The 18,028-nt window shown below is 60.0% G+C and carries 15 protein-coding genes; 9 read left to right on the top strand and 6 right to left on the bottom strand.

The annotated features are described in order from the left end of the window. The first annotated feature begins 61 nt into the window (after positions 1-61). On the top strand, positions 62-961 hold the full coding sequence (gene folD, locus JNB88_RS20995; protein WP_220357123.1) for a bifunctional methylenetetrahydrofolate dehydrogenase/methenyltetrahydrofolate cyclohydrolase FolD: 900 nt from the start codon (positions 62-64) through the stop codon (positions 959-961). Here the strand turns inward: folD and JNB88_RS20990 are convergent. Beyond that, positions 940-1,986 carry a LacI family DNA-binding transcriptional regulator gene (locus JNB88_RS20990; RefSeq protein ID WP_220357097.1) on the bottom strand — a complete coding sequence of 349 codons (1,047 nt, stop codon included), beginning with the start codon at positions 1,984-1,986 and terminating at the stop codon, positions 940-942. The genes folD and JNB88_RS20990 overlap by 22 nt on opposite strands. Positions 1,987-2,260: 274 nt before the next feature. Between JNB88_RS20990 and JNB88_RS20985 the strand changes: the two genes are divergently transcribed. The 6 genes from JNB88_RS20985 to JNB88_RS20960 all read left to right on the top strand — a co-directional run bounded on the left by JNB88_RS20985 (position 2,261) and on the right by JNB88_RS20960 (position 9,372). Continuing rightward, entirely contained in the window at positions 2,261-3,622 is a 1,362-nt protein-coding gene (locus JNB88_RS20985; RefSeq protein ID WP_220357096.1) for an ABC transporter substrate-binding protein, read from the top strand. A gap of 155 nt (positions 3,623-3,777) precedes the next feature. Continuing rightward, a complete protein-coding gene (locus tag JNB88_RS20980; RefSeq protein WP_037139252.1) occupies positions 3,778-4,791 on the top strand; it encodes a carbohydrate ABC transporter permease in 1,014 nt (337 codons plus the stop codon). 1 nt (position 4,792) lies between these two features. Then, complete coding sequence (locus JNB88_RS20975) at positions 4,793-5,956, top strand: carbohydrate ABC transporter permease (protein ID WP_037139255.1); 1,164 nt, start codon at positions 4,793-4,795, stop codon at positions 5,954-5,956. Positions 5,957-5,982: 26 nt separating this feature from the next. Further along, positions 5,983-7,635, top strand: a complete 1,653-nt coding sequence (bglA, locus tag JNB88_RS20970; protein ID WP_220357095.1) for a beta-galactosidase BglA — start codon at positions 5,983-5,985, stop codon at positions 7,633-7,635. A 21-nt stretch (positions 7,636-7,656) separates the two neighbouring features. Then, positions 7,657-8,748, top strand: coding sequence for an ABC transporter ATP-binding protein (locus JNB88_RS20965; protein WP_037139257.1), 1,092 nt, complete (start codon positions 7,657-7,659; stop codon positions 8,746-8,748). 270 nt (positions 8,749-9,018) lie between these two features. After that, complete coding sequence (locus JNB88_RS20960) at positions 9,019-9,372, top strand: hypothetical protein (protein WP_037139258.1); 354 nt, start codon at positions 9,019-9,021, stop codon at positions 9,370-9,372. A gap of 75 nt (positions 9,373-9,447) precedes the next feature. On the opposite strand, the gene edd is transcribed toward JNB88_RS20960, so the two are convergent. The 5 genes from edd to JNB88_RS20935 form a co-directional block, all read right to left on the bottom strand. After that, positions 9,448-11,268, bottom strand: coding sequence for a phosphogluconate dehydratase (edd, locus tag JNB88_RS20955; RefSeq protein ID WP_037139259.1), 1,821 nt, complete (start codon positions 11,266-11,268; stop codon positions 9,448-9,450). Positions 11,269-11,326: 58 nt separating this feature from the next. After that, positions 11,327-12,025, bottom strand: a complete 699-nt coding sequence (pgl, locus tag JNB88_RS20950; protein ID WP_220357094.1) for a 6-phosphogluconolactonase — start codon at positions 12,023-12,025, stop codon at positions 11,327-11,329. 10 nt (positions 12,026-12,035) lie between these two features. Next, entirely contained in the window at positions 12,036-13,511 is a 1,476-nt protein-coding gene (zwf, locus tag JNB88_RS20945; RefSeq protein WP_220357093.1) for a glucose-6-phosphate dehydrogenase, read from the bottom strand. Positions 13,512-13,645: 134 nt separating this feature from the next. Then, entirely contained in the window at positions 13,646-14,944 is a 1,299-nt protein-coding gene (locus tag JNB88_RS20940) for an NAD(P)/FAD-dependent oxidoreductase (protein WP_220357092.1), read from the bottom strand. 13 nt (positions 14,945-14,957) lie between these two features. After that, a complete protein-coding gene (locus tag JNB88_RS20935; protein ID WP_220357091.1) occupies positions 14,958-16,394 on the bottom strand; it encodes a glutamine synthetase family protein in 1,437 nt (478 codons plus the stop codon). A gap of 125 nt (positions 16,395-16,519) precedes the next feature. Here JNB88_RS20935 and JNB88_RS20930 point away from each other — a divergent pair, with 125 nt between their 5' ends. Together JNB88_RS20930 and JNB88_RS20925 are read left to right on the top strand one after the other, a co-directional pair. Continuing rightward, positions 16,520-17,701, top strand: a complete 1,182-nt coding sequence (locus JNB88_RS20930) for a BaiN/RdsA family NAD(P)/FAD-dependent oxidoreductase (protein ID WP_220357090.1) — start codon at positions 16,520-16,522, stop codon at positions 17,699-17,701. Between the two features lie 149 nt (positions 17,702-17,850). Further along, complete coding sequence (locus JNB88_RS20925; protein WP_197066832.1) at positions 17,851-17,988, top strand: hypothetical protein; 138 nt, start codon at positions 17,851-17,853, stop codon at positions 17,986-17,988. Positions 17,989-18,028: the final 40 nt, after the last annotated feature.

Below are 18,028 nucleotides of genomic sequence, written 5' to 3'. Positions count from 1 at the left end.
CAGGCAACTCGCGCTGAGCGCCATGCGCTACGATAAGCGAAAGCAAGGGCAGGAGACAGTCTTGACGACAGTGATCGACGGCAAACAGGTTGCAGCGTCCGTAATCGAAACGGTGAAGGCAGCGACATCGGCGCTGGACAAGCAGAGTGGCGTCAAGACAGGCCTTGCCGTCGTCATCGTCGGCGACGATCCGGCCAGCCATGCCTACGTGAATTCCAAGAGCAAGATGGCGAAGGAGTGCGGCTTCAAGTCTGTTCAGCACACCCTGCCGGCCGAAACCACGCAAGGGGAGTTGGCCGCGCTTGTCGCTTCTCTGAACAATGATCCGTCGATCCACGGCATCCTTGTCCAGTTGCCGCTTCCGAAGCATCTGAAATCTGAAGCGATCATACAGTCGATCCTGCCGGAAAAGGATGTCGACGGTCTGCACGTCGTCAATGCCGGTAAGCTCGCGACCGGCGATCTCGAAACGGGCCTCGTGTCCTGCACTCCGGCTGGTGCCATGGTCTTCGTGCGTCGCACGCATGGCGAAGATCTTTCAGGCCTGAGTGCCGTGGTTATCGGCCGCTCGAACCTGTTCGGCAAGCCGATGGCGCAGCTCCTGCTGAATGCCAACGCGACCGTCACCATCGCTCACTCGCGCACCAAGGATTTGCCGGCCGTCTGCCGCAGCGCGGATATTCTGGTCGCTGCCGTGGGGCGCCCGGAGATGGTCAAGAGCGACTGGGTAAAGCCCGGCGCTACAGTGATCGACGTCGGCATCAATCGCGTTCCGGCCCCCGAAAAGGGCGAAGGCAAGACGCGCCTCGTAGGCGACGTTGCCTTTGACGAGGCTTCAAAGGTCGCCGATGTCATCACGCCGGTTCCGGGTGGGGTCGGTCCTATGACCATTGCGATGCTGATGGCCAACACCGTTATCGCAGCCCATCGTGCTGCTGGTCAGACGCCGCCCAAATTCTGATCCTGCCTTGGAGCCGGGCCTGTCGAGGCGCGGACGATCAGTTCGGTTTTCCAGAGTTCCTGCTCCGGAAATGGCCCGTCCTGCTTCACCGTCCCGATCAGCCGTTGGGCGATGCGTACACCCGCGGCGCGCAGCGACGAGCGCGTCGTCGTCAGCGGTACGGAGAAGTTCTCGGGCTTCAGATGCGGCAGAACGTCGTCATGCGCGATCAGGGAAACGTCCTCTCCAAGCCTCAGTCCGGCCTGGTTGACGGCGCGAATCGCGCCGAGCGCCAGCACGGTACTTGAACAGAGGATTGCTGTCGGTCTCTCAGGCATCTGTAGAAATCGCTCCATTGCGGATTGGCCGAGTTCGTCCGTCATCGACGTGTGACTCATGCAGTCTTCGGCAACCGTCAGTCCACGCTCGCTAAGAGCAGCGACAAGGCCGTTTTTCCGCCGGATTGCGAAGTCGAGATGTTCGGGTCCGTTCAGGAGGGCAAAGCGGGTGTGGCCTAGCTGAAGCAGCAGCCGGGCGGCATCATAGAAGGCGGCCTCGTTGTCGATGTCGAGATAGGGATAGTCGGGCTCGGAGCCGAAGGAGCGGCCATGCACGAGGAACGGCATGGAGAGCGACTTCAGCATTGGCAGCCGCGGATCGTGGCCACGCATATAGGCGACAAAGAGCGCATCGACATTGCCGCTGATCGCCAGGCGCCTGAGCGCCCCGACCTCGTCGTTCGGATCCGCAGGCATGATCACGAAATGAAAATCGTGGCGGACAGCCTCTTCGCCGAGACCGGTCAGGAACTCGCCGAAATGCACGTCGGAATAATGGTCGGGGGCGGTCGGCATCACCAGCCCGATCGAGCCTGCCTTGCCGGTCGCGAGCCGTTGCGCCGCCTTGTTCGGGCGGTAGCCGGTTTCTTTTACCGCCTGCAGCACGCGCTCGCGCGTCGCTTCATTGACCTCGGGATAGCCGTTCAATGCACGGCTTACCGTCGTCTGCGACAGGCCAAGCAATTCCGATAGCTGTTTGAGATTCACGTGTTATGCTTCCTCCGCTCGCACTGGATGTCAGCTCCCAATGGCATCCAAAGCGCTTTCAATTATGTAGCAGTTGCGCCGCTTGAAACAAGAAAAATCGCTCCATATTCCCAAGGTATGGCGCTGACGATGCGGGATAAACGGTCGCATTCTCTGTGCTTTTAGCAAAATGGCTTGACTCTTTTCCGTCGAAAGTGAAATGAGTGCTTTTGTCAAAGCGCTTTGGAACATTGAGCCAAAGGCGCGGTTGGGATTGTGATGGGAGGTTGATCACATGAAAAAGACGTTTTTGATGGGTGTCGCTGTGGCGGCGCTTCTAGCTGGTGCTGCGTCTGCTGCTGATCTGAAGTTTGCCCCCGGGCAGGATTCGAAGTTCAACTGGAAGAGCTACGACGATTTCAAGGCTGCTCATGCCGATCTGAAGGGCGAGCAGATGACGATCTTCGGGCCGTGGCGCGGCGAAGATGAAGCCTTCTTCCGCAGCATTCTGGCCTACTTCACCGAAGCGACCGGCGTGGACGCCAAGTACTCGTCTTCGGAAAACTACGAGCAGCAGATCGTCATCGATACGCAGGCTGGCTCGCCGCCAAACATCGCGATCCTGCCGCAGCCGGGCCTTCTCGCCGATCTCGCTGGCAAGGGCTTCCTGACGCCGCTCGGCGATGAGACGTCTGCTTGGGTGAAGGAAAACTACGGCGCCGGCGACAGCTGGGTTGGCTATGGTACCTACAAGGGCAAGGACGGCAAGGAAGCCTTCTACGCCTTCCCATACAAGGCCGACGTGAAGTCGCTCGTCTGGTACGTGCCTGAGAATTTCAAGGAAGCAGGCTACAAGGTCCCGACGACCATGGAAGAGCTGCATGCCCTGACGGACCAGATCGTCAAGGACGGCGGCGTGCCGTGGTGCATCGGCCTCGGTTCCGGTGGTGCGACCGGCTGGCCGGCAACGGACTGGATCGAAGACATCATGCTTCGCCAGCAAAAGCCTGATGTTTACGACAAGTGGACCACCAACGAAGTGAAGTTCACTGATCCGGCCGTGGTTGCTGCCATCGAGGAGTTCGGCTCCTTCGCCAAGAACGAGAAGTATGTCAGTGGTGGTGTGGCAGCCGTTGCCGCGACCGACTTCCGCGACAGCCCGAAGGGGCTCTTCGGCGTGCCGCCCAAGTGCTATCTGCATCATCAGGCTTCGTTCATTCCGTCCTTCTTCCCAGAAGGCACGAAGCTCGGTCAGGATGCCGACTTCTTCTACATGCCGACCTATGCGGCACATGCCGACCTCGGCAAGCCGGTTCTGGGCGCTGGTACGCTCGTAACCGTCACGAAGGACTCCAAGGCCGCCCGGGCGTTCGTTGAATTCCTGAAGACGCCGATCGCACACGAAGTCTGGATGGCGCAGTCCAGCTTCCTGACGCCGTACAAGGGCGTCAACACGGCAGCCTACGCCAACGACCAGATGAAGCGGGAAGGTGAGATCCTCACGACCGCGACGACCTTCCGCTTCGATGGTTCCGACCTGATGCCGGGCAAGATCGGTGCGGGTGCGTTCTGGACAGGCATGGTCGATTTCGTTGGTGGCAAGTCTGCGGAAGACACCGGCAAGGAAATCCAGAGTGCCTGGGATGCGATCAAGTAACATCGCCTGAGTTCCATGCCGTCGGTTACGGCGGCATGGCTGAAATGCGTGGCCGGATACTGGGAGTGTCCGGCCATTGTCGACTGTCGCTGAGAGCGACGGACGATTGGTGCGCAAACCCTACAGGATAGGCAGGGTAGCAGAGGGAGGGACGAATGCTGTCGCAGATAGTTTCGGCGTTGGGAGTTGTGGTCGTCGCGGTTTTTGCCTGCTCGGCCTATTTCTATTTCTCGAACAAGATTCTCGATTGGTCATTGCCGGTGAAGGATGGTGACATCCACCACGCCGCGCGCAACCTGAACCGCCGGGCGATGATCCGCCCTTGGTTGTTCATCGGGCCCGCGCTTTTTCTGCTTGTTGTCTACCTCGTCTACCCTGTCATCGCGACGCTGATCCTGTCCTTTTATGATCGCTCAGGTGAGCAGTTTGTCGGCTTTGCGAACTATCAGTGGGCTTTCACCGATCGCGAATTCCGCCAGTCGATCTTCAACAACATCCTCTGGCTGGCTGTGGTGCCAGCCGCTTGCACCTTCTTTGGGCTTGTCGTCGCCGTGATGACCGACCGCATCTGGTGGGGGAACATCGCCAAGAGCATTGTCTTCATGCCGATGGCGATCTCTTTCGTCGGCGCCTCGGTCATCTGGAAGTTCATCTACGAATACCGTGGCGGCACCGACACTCAGATCGGCCTCCTGAATGCCATCGTCCAGTTGTTCGGCGGCACGCCGCAGGTCTGGATCTCGGTGCCCTTCTGGAACAACTTCTTCCTGATGGTCATCCTCATCTGGATCCAGACGGGCTTTGCGATGGTTATCTTGTCGGCGGCGCTGCGTGGCATCCCCGAGGAAACGATCGAGGCTGCCGTCATCGACGGTGCCAATGGCTGGCAGATCTTCTGGCGCATCATGGTGCCGCAGGTCTGGGGCACGATCGCCGTCGTCTGGACCACGATTACCATTCTCGTCCTCAAGGTTTTCGACATCGTGCTCACCATGACCAACGGGCAGTGGAACACGATGGTGCTCGCCAACCTGATGTTCAACTGGCTGTTCCGAGGCGGTGGTGACTCCGGCCGAAGTGCTGTCATCGCGCTGATCATCATGCTGGCCGTGACGCCGATCATGGTCTGGAACGTCCGCCGCGCAAATCGCGAACTCGGAGGCCACTGAGATGACGTTGACCCGAGATTTCTTCAAGATTGGTCCCGCACGCCTCTTCGTTCACTTCGCTGTTCTGTTGATCGTCATCATTTGGTTGATACCAACGCTCGGCATCTTCGTCAGCGCGCTGCGCGACAAGGACCAGCTTGTTTCTTCCGGCTGGTGGACGGCCTTCGCTGGGTCCTCACGAACGGCGGCGGCTCGCCTTGGGCAGGCGGACCAACAGACACAGGACGGCGCGGTTTACGTCATTGCAGGTAATGTTCTGGAGGGACAGCAGGGTCGCTCGATCAGGGCGTTCGGCACGCGTGTCCAGCAGCCGGCCGCCTACCAGGCGGGCGATACGGCCGACCTGGGTGACGGCCTCTCGCTCACCGTCAACAGTGACGGCAGCTATCGCTACACCAAGCCTGCCGCCTTTGGTCCGGATGACGGCGGCCGGCGCGTCTACATTTCGGTCGCCACTCCAGCCGAATTCACGTTGCAGAACTATCGGAACGTTCTAACCAGTGAGGGGATCGGGCAGTCGTTCATCAACTCGCTGACCGTCACGATCCCCGCGACGATCATCCCGATCCTGATCGCCGCGTTCGCCGCCTATGCGCTAAGCTGGATGGAGTTCCCCGGCCGTGCTCTATTGATCGCACTCGTCGTCGGCCTGATCGTCGTGCCGCTGCAGATGTCGCTGATCCCGCTTCTGCGCCTGTATAACCAGGTCGGGATGCTTCTCGACGCTCCGTCGAAAACCTATCCCGGTATCTGGCTCGCCCACACGGCCTTCGGCATGCCGCTCGCCATTTATCTGCTGCGCGCCTATATCGCCGGCCTTCCGAGGGAAATCATCGAATCCGCTCGCGTCGACGGTGCCAGCGACTTCGAAATCTTTACCCGTATCGTACTGCCCTTGTCCTTCCCCGCGCTCGCGTCCTTCGCGATCTTCCAGTTCCTGTGGGTGTGGAACGACCTGCTTGTGGCCATGGTCTTCCTCGGCACCGACAGGGATCATCTCGTGCTGACAGGCGCCCTGAACGCGCTGCTCGGATCGCGAGGCGGCAACTGGGAGATCCTGACGGCCTCGGCCTTCGTCACCATTGTCGTACCGTTGCTCGTGTTCTTCGCCTTGCAGCGCTATCTGGTGCGTGGTCTGCTCGCGGGCTCGGTCAAGGGCGGTTAGCAACCCAAGAGCATCCAACAGGAAACATGAGCATGGCATCCCAATCCATTTTGACGGCCGACAAGGACTGGTGGCGTGGCGCGGTGATCTATCAGATCTACCCGCGCTCCTACCAGGACTCCAATGGCGACGGCATCGGCGACCTGAAGGGCATCACCGCCCGCCTGCCGCATGTCGCCGCCCTTGGCGCCGATGCGATCTGGATCTCGCCTTTCTTCACCTCGCCGATGCGCGACTTCGGTTACGACGTCTCCGACTACGAGAATGTCGATGCCATTTTCGGTACGCTCGTGGACTTCGACACGCTGATATCGGAGGCGCACCGCCTCGGCATCCGCGTGATGATCGACCTCGTCATTTCGCACAGCTCTGACCAGCACCCCTGGTTCGTGGAAAGCCGTTCCAGCAAGACCAATGCCAAGGCCGACTGGTATGTCTGGGCCGATGCCAAGCCCGATGGCACCCCGCCCAACAACTGGCTGTCGATCTTCGGCGGTTCCGCGTGGGCGTGGGATCCGACGCGCATGCAGTACTATATGCACAACTTCCTGACCTCGCAGCCGGACATGAACCTGCATAACCCGGAGGTTCAGGACCGGCTGCTGGACGTCGTCCGTTTCTGGCTGAAGCGCGGCGTCGACGGCTTCCGTCTCGATACGATCAATTTCTACTTTCACGACAAGGAACTGCGCGACAATCCGGCTCTTGCCCCGGAACGCCGCAACGCCTCAACCGCTCCGGCGGTCAATCCCTATAACTTTCAGGAACATATCTACGATAAGAACCGCCCGGAAAACCTCGAGTTCCTGAAGCGATTCCGCGCGGTACTCGAGGAGTTTCCGGCAATTGCGGCGGTCGGTGAAGTCGGCGACAGCCAGCGTGGTCTTGAGATCGTCGGCGAATACACCTCCGGCAACGACAAGATGCATATGTGCTATGCCTTCGAGTTCCTGGCACCTGATCCGCTCTCGCCCGAACGGGTCGAGGAGGTCATGGAGGACTTCGCGGCCGCCGCGCCGGATGGCTGGGCATGCTGGGCATTCTCCAACCACGATGTCGTGCGCCATGTCAGCCGCTGGGGATCGCTGGTCGCCGACCACGACGCGTTTGCCAAGCAGTATGCCTCGCTCCTGATGACGCTCCGTGGCTCCGTTTGCATCTATCAGGGCGAGGAACTTGGCCTGACCGAAGCAGATCTCGCCTATCAGGACCTGCAGGATCCCTATGGCATTCAGTTCTGGCCGGAATTCAAGGGTCGCGACGGTTGCCGCACGCCGATGGTCTGGGATAGCCAGGTCGCCCAGGGTGGCTTCTCGACTGTCAAGCCGTGGCTGCCGGTTCCGGTCGAGCACATTCTGCGCGCTGTCAGCGTTCAGCATGGCGACGAGAACTCAGTCCTCGAGCACTATCGTCGCTTCCTCGCCTTTCGAAAGCAGCACCCGGCCTTCGCCAAGGGCGAGATCGAGTTCATCGAGCCGCAGGACGACGTGCTGCTCTTCGTGCGCGAATATGGCAACGAGAAGCTGCTCTGCGTCTTCAACATGAGCGCTGCCGAAAGCGCCGTTGTTTTGCCCGCGGGTGACTGGCAGGCGTTGACGGGCCACGGCTTCGTCAGCAATAACTACGGTGAGAAGATCGATATTCCGGCGTGGGGAGCGTACTTCGCTCGTCTTGCCTGACGATTTGAGGAGGAGGAATTAATGACTGGACTGACGCTCAAGGATATTCGCAAATCCTACGGTTCCGTGGACGTTCTCCATGGCATCGATCTGGAGATCAAGGAGGGCGAGTTCGTTGTGTTCGTCGGTCCTTCGGGCTGCGGAAAATCCACCCTGTTGCGCATGATCGCCGGCCTGGAGAACATTACCGGTGGCGACATGTATATCGACGGCCAGCTGGTGAACGACGTTCCGCCATCGAAGCGCGGCATCGCCATGGTGTTCCAGTCCTATGCGCTCTATCCGCACATGACCGTCTACGACAACATGGCGTTCGGCATGAAGATCGCCGGCGAAAGCAAGCAGGAGATCGACCGCCGCGTGCGCGCTGCCGCCGAAAGCCTGCAGCTCACCAAATACCTGGATCGCCTGCCGAAGGCTCTGTCAGGTGGTCAGCGCCAGCGTGTTGCCATCGGCCGCGCCATTTGCCGCAATCCGAAGGTCTTCCTTTTTGATGAGCCGCTGTCGAACCTTGATGCTGCGCTTCGTGTCGCAACCCGCATCGAGATCGCCCGCCTGAGCGAGCAGATGGCAGGCACCACGATGATCTACGTCACGCACGACCAGGTCGAGGCAATGACGCTTGCCGACCGCATCGTCGTTCTGTCCGCAGGCAACATCGAGCAGGTTGGGGCGCCTCTGGAGCTCTACGAACGTCCAGCAAATCTCTTTGTTGCCAAATTCATTGGCTCGCCAGCCATGAACGTCATTCCGTCAACGATTACCGAAGCCGGCAACACGACGACCGTGACGCTGACGGGCGGCAAGTCCGTAACGCTGGACATTTCCACGGCTGCTTCCGAGAAGGGCAAGACGGCAAGCTTCGGCGTTCGCCCTGAAGATCTACGCATTGCCGGTGCTGGCGACGACTACCTTTTCGAAGGCGAGGTCTCCATCGTCGAAGCGCTCGGCGAAGTGACGCTGCTCTACATCGAGGGCCTCGTTCCGGGTGAGCCGATCATCGTCAAGCTGCCTGGCATTTACGATATCAAGAAGGGCCAGAAGATGCACTTCTCGGCCGATCGCTCCAAGCTGCATCTCTTCGATGCGGAAGGGCGCACGTATCGTAAATAAAGTTGCCTCGTTACGAGCAAGAAAAAATCAGGCCCGGGGAGCGCAACGTGTTGCCCGGGCTTTGTTATGTATTTGATCGAAAACAGGATTATTCTTGCAGGTTGATTGTCGCGTTCAGTGTGTATAGCGCGTCAGGTCGAAACTGTTCTCACGTTCTGTTAAGCATCGCTCGCTAGTATTTCCCCATTGAGTATCGAAGGGAATACGGCGGTGGCTGCATCCAATCCAATGCCTTCCGGGCAACACTTTCTGAATAAAGAGGAATCCTTCATGTACGACCGCGAGGTGCGGTTCAAGATGGAGGACACAATGAACGCCGCCCGCATCGAATATACCGAGAAGGGCGTCATGCACATGGCATCCCGGCGGTGCGATATCATCCGCATCTCCAAGAGCACCGCGGTCCTTGCGCTGCTTACGCAATACGCCCTTCCGAAGCAGTTCTATCTCGATATTCCCGATGCGCGCATCACCAAGGTCGGTTGCATGCTGACGCGGGTGAATGCCAACAATACGATTGAGGTCCGTTTCCTGCGGATGCTGAATGACAAGGAACTGAACAAGATCTTCGTCTACAGCACGCACCCGGCGCACCGCGATCGCGTGCTCGATATTCGCGCCTGATCGATAAGATCTCAAGAACAACAAAGCCCGCGAGGCGACTCGCGGGCTTTGTTGTTTCAGCGCAGTTCTTTGACCTTAGTGGAAAAGGACGCTCGCGCCGCGATCCGAAGCGCCAACGGCGCGGCGGAACGGTGCAAAAAGATCCCTGCCCATGCCGAATTCGTTTTCTGAGAGGTCGGCGACAACGGACTCGCGCTCGGCCATGTCAGCAGCATCCACCAGAACTTCCAGCGTGCCGGCGATAGCGTCGAGACGGATGATGTCGCCGTCCTTGATCCGTGCGATGGGGCCACCATCGACGGCCTCAGGCGTCACGTGGATCGCCGCCGGCACCTTGCCTGAGGCGCCCGACATGCGGCCGTCGGTGAGAAGTGCGACGCGGAATCCGCGATCCTGCAGCACGCCGAGCGGAGGCGTCAGCTTGTGCAGTTCCGGCATGCCGTTCGCCTTTGGACCCTGGAAGCGGACGACAGCGATGAAGTCCTTGTTGAGCTTGCCGTCCTTGAAAGCGTCCTGCAGCTCCTGCTGGCTATGGAAAACGACAGCTGGCGCCTCGATGACATGCCGATCCTGCTTGACCGCCGAGATCTTGATCACGGCCTTGCCGATATTGCCGCGAAGCATCTTCAGGCCACCATTGGCCTGGAAGGGCGTTTCGATATTGGCAAGCACCTTGGGGTCGACGCTCTTTTCCGGCGCTGGTTCGCGCACGATCGCGCCATCCTCGCCGAGGCGGGGATCGATCGTGTAAGCCTGCAGGCCCTGGCCGAAGACGGTGCGGACGTCGTCATGCAGCATGCCGTGCTTCAGCAGTTCCTTGATGAGGAAGCCCATTCCGCCGGCGGCGTGGAAATGGTTCACGTCGGCAAGCCCGTTCGGATAGACGCGGGCCAGCAGCGGAACGACTTCGGAAAGCTCGGCAATGTCTTGCCAGGTTAATTGGATTCCGGCAGCCCGCGCCATGGCGACGAGGTGCAGCGTGTGGTTCGTCGAGCCGCCGGTCGCATGCAGGCCGACGACGCCGTTGACGACGGAGCGTTCATCAATCATCTCGCCGGCGGGTGTGAACTCGTTGCCTTGCGCGGTGATCGCCAGTGCGCGCTTGGCTGCCTCGCGCGTAAAGGCCTCGCGCAACGGCGTGCCGGGATTGATGAAGGAGGATCCCGGCATATGGAAGCCCATGATCTCCATGAGCATCTGGTTCGAGTTTGCCGTGCCATAGAAGGTGCAGGTGCCCGGGCCGTGGTAGGACTTCGACTCTGCCTCGAGCAGTTCGGCACGCCCGACCTTGCCTTCGGCATAGAGCTGGCGCACGCGGGACTTTTCGTCGTTCGGCAGGCCCGTCGTCATCGGCCCGGCCGGCACGAAGATCGCCGGCAGGTGGCCGAAGGAGAGGGCGGCGATAACGAGACCCGGCACGATCTTGTCGCAGACGCCGAGGAAGAGCGCGGCATCAAACATGTTGTGGGATAGTCCCACGCCAGCTGACATCGCAATCAGGTCACGGGAAAACAGCGAGAGCTCCATGCCCGGCTGCCCCTGCGTGACGCCATCGCACATGGCGGGAACACCACCCGCGACCTGCGCGATGCCGCCGGCTTCCGCTGCCGCCTCGCGGATGATCGCCGGATAATGCTCGAAGGGCTGATGCGCGGAGAGCATGTCGTTGTAGGAAGTGATGATGCCGAGGTTGGGCACGCGGTCGCCCGCAAGTGCTTCTTTCTCGGCGGGGGAACAGACCGCAAATCCGTGGGCCAGATTGGCGCAACCGAGAATCGAGCGGCTGACACTCTTCGATGCTGCGTTGCGCAGGCGCTCGAGATAAAGTCCGCGTGTTGGTTTCGATCGTTCGACGATGCGGGCGGTGATCGCAGAAATGCGTGCATTAGCGGACATGGGAGGTATCCTGCCTTGGTTGCTCTTCAATTGTCGTTCGCGGCGTGTTGCCGAAGGGCTAGGGCGCCCAGTAGATGTCGACCGGGCTAGTCGCACGCCGCAGAATGGCGCGGATCGGCATTTCCGCCTCCTCGCCGGCGCCTTCCGCCTTTGCCAGGACGTCCTTCTTGCTTTCACCTTCGATGTGAAGCACGAGCAGCCTTGCATCCTGAAGACTGGAGAAGGTGAAGGTCAGCCTCGGTTCGCCCGCGCCGTCCGCTTCCATGGTAATGATACCACGCGGCGTGCTTGGGTCGAGCGCCACCTTCAGATTGCTGCCGCCGGGGAAGAACGACGCCGTGTGGCCATCGCCGCCCATTCCGAGGATCGCCACATCGAAGGGATTGCCGATCGGCGCCGTGGCGTGTGTCGCAAGCTTCGCAGCATCCTCGACCGAGTCTGCCACTTGATAGAGTGGCAGGAAGTTTGCCGCCGTGGCCTTGTTCTGCAGCAGGTTTTCGGCCACCAGCAGATGGTTCGAGCGCGGATTGTCCGCCGCCACGAAACGTTCATCGACCAGTGTGATGGTCACCCTGGTCCAGTCGAGATCGCGGGCCGAAAGCTCCTGGAAAAACAGCTTTGGGGTGGAGCCGCCGGAAACGGCAAGCGTTGCTGTTCCCCGCGCCTCGATTGCTGCGGAAAGCGACGCAGCGACTTTGTCTGCAAGGTTGCGAGCCAGTTCCGCGCCATTGGCAAAAGCATGCATCGTCGCTGCCATCGTCTTGATCCTACAGGTTGTCGTGCCAGGTGCGGCCGTCACGCTCGATGAGCGCGATCGACTGGCTGGGGCCCCAGGTGCCGGCCGTGTATCCCTGAACTTTCTGGCCGGTCGATTCCCAGCCCTTCAGGATCGGGTCGACCCACTGCCATGCGGCCTCGACCTCGTCGCGGCGCATGAACAGTGTCTGGTTGGAACGAATGACGTCCATCAGCAGGCGCTCGTAGGCATCGGGGTTACGCACCGAGAACGACTCGGCGAAGCTCATGTCCAGCGAGACGTTGCGCAGGCGCATGCCGCCAGGACCCGGGTCCTTGATCATCAGCGACTGCTTGACGCCTTCATCGGGCTGCAGGCGGATGATGAGCTGGTTCTGGTTGATCCGGCCGGCCGACTGGTCGAAGACCGAATGCGGGATCGGCTTGAAGGTGATGACGATCTCCGACATGCGGCCGGCAAGACGCTTGCCGGTGCGGATGTAGAAGGGAACGCCGGCCCAGCGCCAGTTGCCGATCTCGGCCTTGATCGCCACGAAAGTTTCGGTGTTGGAAACACCGCCCTCGAGCTCTTCCAGGTAGCCCTTGACCGGACCGCTGCCGGAGGCGCCCGCGCGATACTGGCCGCGTACCGTGTTGATTTCGACGTTCGACGCGTTGATCGGCTTCAGTGCGCGCAGCACCTTCAGCTTCTCGTCGCGGACTGCTTCGGAGTCCATCGAGGAAGGAACTTCCATGGCAACAAGGCAGACGAGCTGCAGGATGTGGTTCTGCACCATGTCGCGCAGCGCGCCAGCCGTATCATAGTATCCGGCGCGGCCTTCGAGGCCGACCGACTCGGCAACCGTAATCTGTACGTGGTCGATATGGTTCGCGTTCCACAGCGGCTCATAGAGCGCGTTGGCGAAGCGCAGCGCCATCAGGTTCTGCACCGTTTCCTTGCCGAGGTAGTGGTCGATGCGGAAGATCTGCTCTTCCTTGAAGACCTTGCCGATCGTGTCGTTGAGCGACAGCGCCGAGGCGAGGTCGCGGCCGATCGGCTTCTCGACAACGATGCGCGTCGACTTGGTGATCAGCTTGTGGTCATGGATCTTCTGCGAGATGTCGCCGAAAATGCCCGGTGCGACTGCAAGGTAGAAGGCGCGAACGCGATCCTTGCCTTCATCGAGAAGCTTCTTCAGCTGGTCCCAGCCGGCATCGGAGCGCGCATCAACGGGTACGTAGTACAGGCGCTGCAGGAATTTCGCGACTTCGGCCTCGTCGTATTCGCCCTTTTTCAGGTGTTCCTTGAGGGCGTCCTGCGCGAACTTTCGATATTCCTCGTTCGTCAGCGCGCTGCGCGAAGCGCCGATGATACGGGTAGGTTCGGAGAACTGCCCCTCGATCTGACGATGGTAGAGGGCTGGCAGCAACTTGCGTTCTGCAAGGTCGCCGCTGCCGCCGAAAACGACATAATCAAAGGGTTCAACGGGGATGATTTGGCTGCTCATGAGGATGTCTCTCAATCAGACGGGTTGTTGGCCTCTTTAATCTAATCGATTTAAAAAAGCCAGTGTGCGATGCAATGAATCTCTCGGAAAGAGGTTTTAGTTCGAATTGCCGCGCGATGAAATCCGCAATCTGACTAAAACTTGTCGCGCAGCGCAAACCAGGAGAGCGCCAGGAAAAGCAGTGGCGCCCGCATGGCAGGGCCTCCCGGAAATGCCGGAACATCGAGTGACTTGAAGAGATCGAGGTCCGCCGATTTTCCCAGAACCGTTTCCGCGTAGAGCTTTCCGCAGTAGTTGGCGAGCATCACGCCATGGCCGGAATAACCGCCGATCGAGGTTACGCCGGGCATCACCTCGCGAACGAAGGGTTGTCGCGGCATCGTAATGCCGACTGAGCCGCCCCAGGCATGGCTGATTTCGATATCGGCAAGCGCCGGATAGATCTCCGCAATCTGCCGGCGGATGTGCTGCGTTATGTCGCGCGGATTGTCAGCCGTATAGGCTTCCCGACCGCCGAAGAGCAATCGCCCGTCCTTGGACTTGCGGAAGTAGCGCACGACGAAGCGCGAGTCTGCCACGGCTTCGCCACCCGGCAGCACATCAGGATATTGATCGAGTGGCGCCGTGGCGCCGATGAAAGAGCGAATCGGCATGACATGGCTTGCTGTTATCGGTTCAAGGTTGCCGATATAGCCATTGCAGGCAATCAGCGCCTTGTCGGCAGTGATCGTGCCGTGCGACGTCTCGATCAGCACCTTACTGCTGCCGTGAAGGATCGCCGAGGCCTTCGTCATCTCAAAGATCTGGGCGCCGGCGTTGGCCGCCACGCGGGCAAGGCCAATGAGCAACTTCAGCGGATGGATATGGCCCGTTCCGGTGTCGCGAACACCGCAGTGGTATCGCGTCGAGCCGAGCCGTTCCTGGGTTTCGGCCTTGTCCATGAAGCGCACATGCGGATAATTGTAGCGTGTCGCCGCGATCTCGGCATTTTCCTGGTAATCAGCCCTGTAGCTCTCCTTGTGCGCCACATTCATCTGGCCCGGCATGTAATCCATGTCGATCTGATGGTCGGTTGCAAAATCCAGGAGGTGTTGCTTGGCGGCCTCCGCAAGATCAAACAACGCTCGCGAACGCTCGTAGCCGACCTTTTCCTCGAGCTCCTCAGGCCACCAGCGCTGCCCGGTGCCGAGCTGACCGCCGTTGCGGCCCGAAGCGCCGTCGCCAAACCTGCAGGCCTCGATGAGGACCACCGAGACGCCCGCCTTGGCGAGATTGTAGGCAGCCTGCAGCCCTGTGTAGCCGCCGCCGACGATGGCGACGTCGCATGTCTTCGAGCCGTCCATTTCAGGATAGGTCGGTCGCTCGCCTGATGTTGCCTGGTACCACGAGATACCGGGCGCAATGGGGCTCTGCCATCTCTCCTGCGATGTCATGATTGAGCCCTCCCTACACGTTCAGTAGAAGGAATTCGCGCTCCCAGGGGCTGATCACCTGCATGAAGGTTTCGAACTCGCCCCGCTTCACGCCGGCATAGATGCCAAGGAACTCCTTGCCGAACACTTCTTCGAAGGCTTCCTCGTCTTCCATCAGGGCGACGGCTTCGAGAAGACCGCGCGGCAGGTCGATCGAGCCTTCGTTTGCCGTATCTTCCGTTGGCGCTGTCGGCTCGATGCCTTTCATGATGCCGAGCAGACCCGATGCAAGCGAGGCGGCGAGCGCGAGATAGGGGTTGGCATCCGAACTCGGCAGACGATTTTCCACGCGCCTTGCCTGCGGATCGGACACCGGCACACGGAATGCCGTCGTGCGGTTGTCGTAGCCCCAGGCGTTGTTGACCGGAGCCGACATGTCGGGCGTCAGCCGTCGGTAGGAATTTACATAGGGAGCCAGCATGACCATCGAGCTAGGCACGTACTTCTGCAGGCCGCCGATGAAATGGAAGAACTCGCGGGAGGCCGAGCCATCGGGGTTCGAGAAGATGTTCTTGCCTGTCTCGCTGTTGACCACCGACTGGTGGATGTGCATCGCCGAACCCGGCTGCCCCTGCATCGGCTTGGCCATGAAGGTCGCATAGATGCCGTGCTTCATCGCCGCTTCGCGGATGGTGCGCTTGAACAGGAACACCTGGTCGGCAAGCTCGATCGGATTGCCGTGGCGCAGGTTGATTTCGAGCTGCGCCGGACCTTCCTCGTGGATCAGCGTGTCGATCTCGAGACCCTGCTTTTCCGAGAAATGGTAGATGTCGTCGATCAGTTCGTCGAACTCGTTGATGCCGGCGATCGAGTAGCCCTGACCGCCGAGGATCGAGCGGCCCGAGCGGCCTTTCGGCGGATGCAGCGGATAGTCGGGGTCGTCATTCTTGGCAACGAGGTAGAACTCGATCTCGGGTGCGACGATCGGCTTCCAGCCTCGGTCGGCATAGAGCTTCAGCACGCGCTTCAGCACGTTTCGCGGCGTGTAAGGGACCTCTTCCCCATCCACGCTGACGATGTCGCAGATCACCTGCGCCGTCGGATCGGTTTCCCAGGGAACGACTGAGAGGGTCGAAAGATCGGGAACCAGCTTCAGGTCGCTGTCGCGCGGCTCGTAGCGGAAGCTCTCCGTTTCATCAGGATATTCGCCGGAGATGGTGTGGCGATAGATCGCCGAAGGCAGCGCAAGCGAGGTGTTCGAGGTGAACTTGGAGCTCGGCATCATCTTGCCGCGCGGTACGCCGGCGAGGTCAGGCGTGATGCATTCGATATCTTCGATGCCACGCGCCCGCAAGAACTGCGCTGCTTCCTTCCAGTTTGCTACGCCGCGTTGATGTCCGGGGTCCGGGGGTGTCTTCTTCGAGGCAGGTACGTTTCTGGCAGGCTTCAGCGTCGTCTTTTTTGGGGACATGACACACCGGTTTGCGTTGATCGTGGGGGCATCATAGCTGGAGTTTGGCAATTGGCGAGGGGGAGGCACGTTGACTTTCGCCTCTTGATGGAAAAAGAAGACGCCTTTCGACAAAGGACGTGGTTTTGCAGCGAAACAGCGATGTAGTCGTCATCGGCGCGGGCGCCGCCGGCATGATGTGCGCCATTCGTGCCGCCCAGCGCGGTCGCTCTGTCATCGTTCTCGATCATGCAAAATCGCCGGGCGAGAAGATTCGTATTTCCGGCGGTGGACGTTGCAATTTTACCAACATACACACCAGCCCTAAGAGCTTCCTTTCTGCCAACCCGCATTTCTGCAAATCGGCCCTCGCGCGCTTCACCCCGTCGGATTTCATTGCCATGGTCGACCGCCACCGGATCGCCTGGCACGAGAAGACCCTTGGCCAGCTGTTCTGCGACGACAGCGCCAAGGACATTATCCGCATGCTTCTCGACGAGATGCAGGGAGCCGGCGTGGCGTTGCATCTGCGCACCGAGATCACGGATGTCGAAAAGAGCGGCGACGGCTTTCGCATTTCGACCTCTGAGGGTGCATATACGTGCGGATCTCTTGTCATCGCGACCGGCGGCAAGTCGATCCCGAAGATGGGAGCGACCGGGTTCGCCTATCGCGTTGCCGAACAGTTCGGTCTTCCGATGGTCGAGACACGGCCAGGACTTGTGCCGTTGACCCTGGACCAGGCGACGCTCGAAAGCCTTTCGGAACTCTCGGGTATCGCCGCTCCGGCAGAAATCCGCCACGGCAAGACAGCATTCCGCGAAGCTCTGCTTTTCACTCACCGCGGCCTTAGCGGTCCCGCTATTTTGCAGATTTCCTCCTATTGGCGTGAAGGTGATGACATCACCGTCGACATCGAGCCTGATCTCGACCTGGTCGAGCATCTGAAGGCGGCAAAGAAGGCCAATGGTCGCCAGTCCGCGCAGACGGCGCTGGCCGAGATTCTTCCGAAGCGATTGGCGCAATACCTGACAGAGCGCGAGGGTATCGCCGGCCACATGGCCGATCTTTCTGACAAGATCCTGGTGCGTCTGGCCGAGGCCGTGCAGAGCTGGAAAATCAAGCCCTCGGGTTCCGAAGGCTACCGAACTGCCGAGGTGACGCTTGGCGGGATTGATACGGCGGCGCTCGATTCACGGACCATGGCGGCAAAGGGCGTATCGGGCCTCTATTTCATCGGCGAATGTGTCGATGTGACCGGCTGGCTCGGCGGCTATAACTTCCAATGGGCATGGGCTTCCGGCTTCGTTGCCGGTGATTCTTTGTAGGCACGAAACAATTCGCTCGATTCAAGAGTTCTTAAGTTGGGTGCGCCATCCTGTCCTAATGACGGATGGAAAAGCACTTCCTAAATAGAGCTTTACCAACAAGCCGTTTTGTTGGATTGTATTGCCAGAGAAGAAGTGAGGTCCTGCAAATGAATAGGAACACTCGACGCGCCCGCGCCATTGCAATCGCTCAAGCAAAGCCTGACAACAAGCTTGTTGCCGTGCGTTACATCGTCCTTTCCGCCAGTGCGTTGGCCGCCGTGGCCGCTCTTCTCCTCGCGCGCTGATTTTAACATTCTCGATCTCGACACGTAACCTGTACGCGGC

This window comes from Rhizobium cauense, assembly GCF_019511525.1.
GTDB lineage: Bacteria > Pseudomonadota > Alphaproteobacteria > Rhizobiales > Rhizobiaceae > Rhizobium > Rhizobium cauense.
The sequence above is the reverse complement of the archived record's forward strand: the minus strand, read 5'-3'. Positions and strand labels throughout refer to the sequence as shown.

Excerpts from the sequence above, each read along its gene's own strand:
- JNB88_RS20985 (WP_220357096.1), top strand. The coding sequence starts at position 2,261 with ATGAAAAAGACGTTTTTGATGGGTGTCGCTGTGGCGGCGCTTCTAGCT.
- zwf (WP_220357093.1), bottom strand. The coding sequence starts at position 13,511 with ATGAGCAGCCAAATCATCCCCGTTGAACCCTTTGATTATGTCGTTTTC.
- edd (WP_037139259.1), bottom strand. The coding sequence starts at position 11,268 with ATGTCCGCTAATGCACGCATTTCTGCGATCACCGCCCGCATCGTCGAA.
- JNB88_RS20925 (WP_197066832.1), top strand. The coding sequence starts at position 17,851 with ATGAATAGGAACACTCGACGCGCCCGCGCCATTGCAATCGCTCAAGCA.
- JNB88_RS20975 (WP_037139255.1), top strand. The coding sequence starts at position 4,793 with ATGACGTTGACCCGAGATTTCTTCAAGATTGGTCCCGCACGCCTCTTC.
- JNB88_RS20960 (WP_037139258.1), top strand. The coding sequence starts at position 9,019 with ATGTACGACCGCGAGGTGCGGTTCAAGATGGAGGACACAATGAACGCC.
- JNB88_RS20940 (WP_220357092.1), bottom strand. The coding sequence starts at position 14,944 with ATGACATCGCAGGAGAGATGGCAGAGCCCCATTGCGCCCGGTATCTCG.
- JNB88_RS20935 (WP_220357091.1), bottom strand. The coding sequence starts at position 16,394 with ATGTCCCCAAAAAAGACGACGCTGAAGCCTGCCAGAAACGTACCTGCC.
- bglA (WP_220357095.1), top strand. The coding sequence starts at position 5,983 with ATGAGCATGGCATCCCAATCCATTTTGACGGCCGACAAGGACTGGTGG.
- JNB88_RS20980 (WP_037139252.1), top strand. The coding sequence starts at position 3,778 with ATGCTGTCGCAGATAGTTTCGGCGTTGGGAGTTGTGGTCGTCGCGGTT.
- pgl (WP_220357094.1), bottom strand. The coding sequence starts at position 12,025 with ATGGCAGCGACGATGCATGCTTTTGCCAATGGCGCGGAACTGGCTCGC.
- JNB88_RS20965 (WP_037139257.1), top strand. The coding sequence starts at position 7,657 with ATGACTGGACTGACGCTCAAGGATATTCGCAAATCCTACGGTTCCGTG.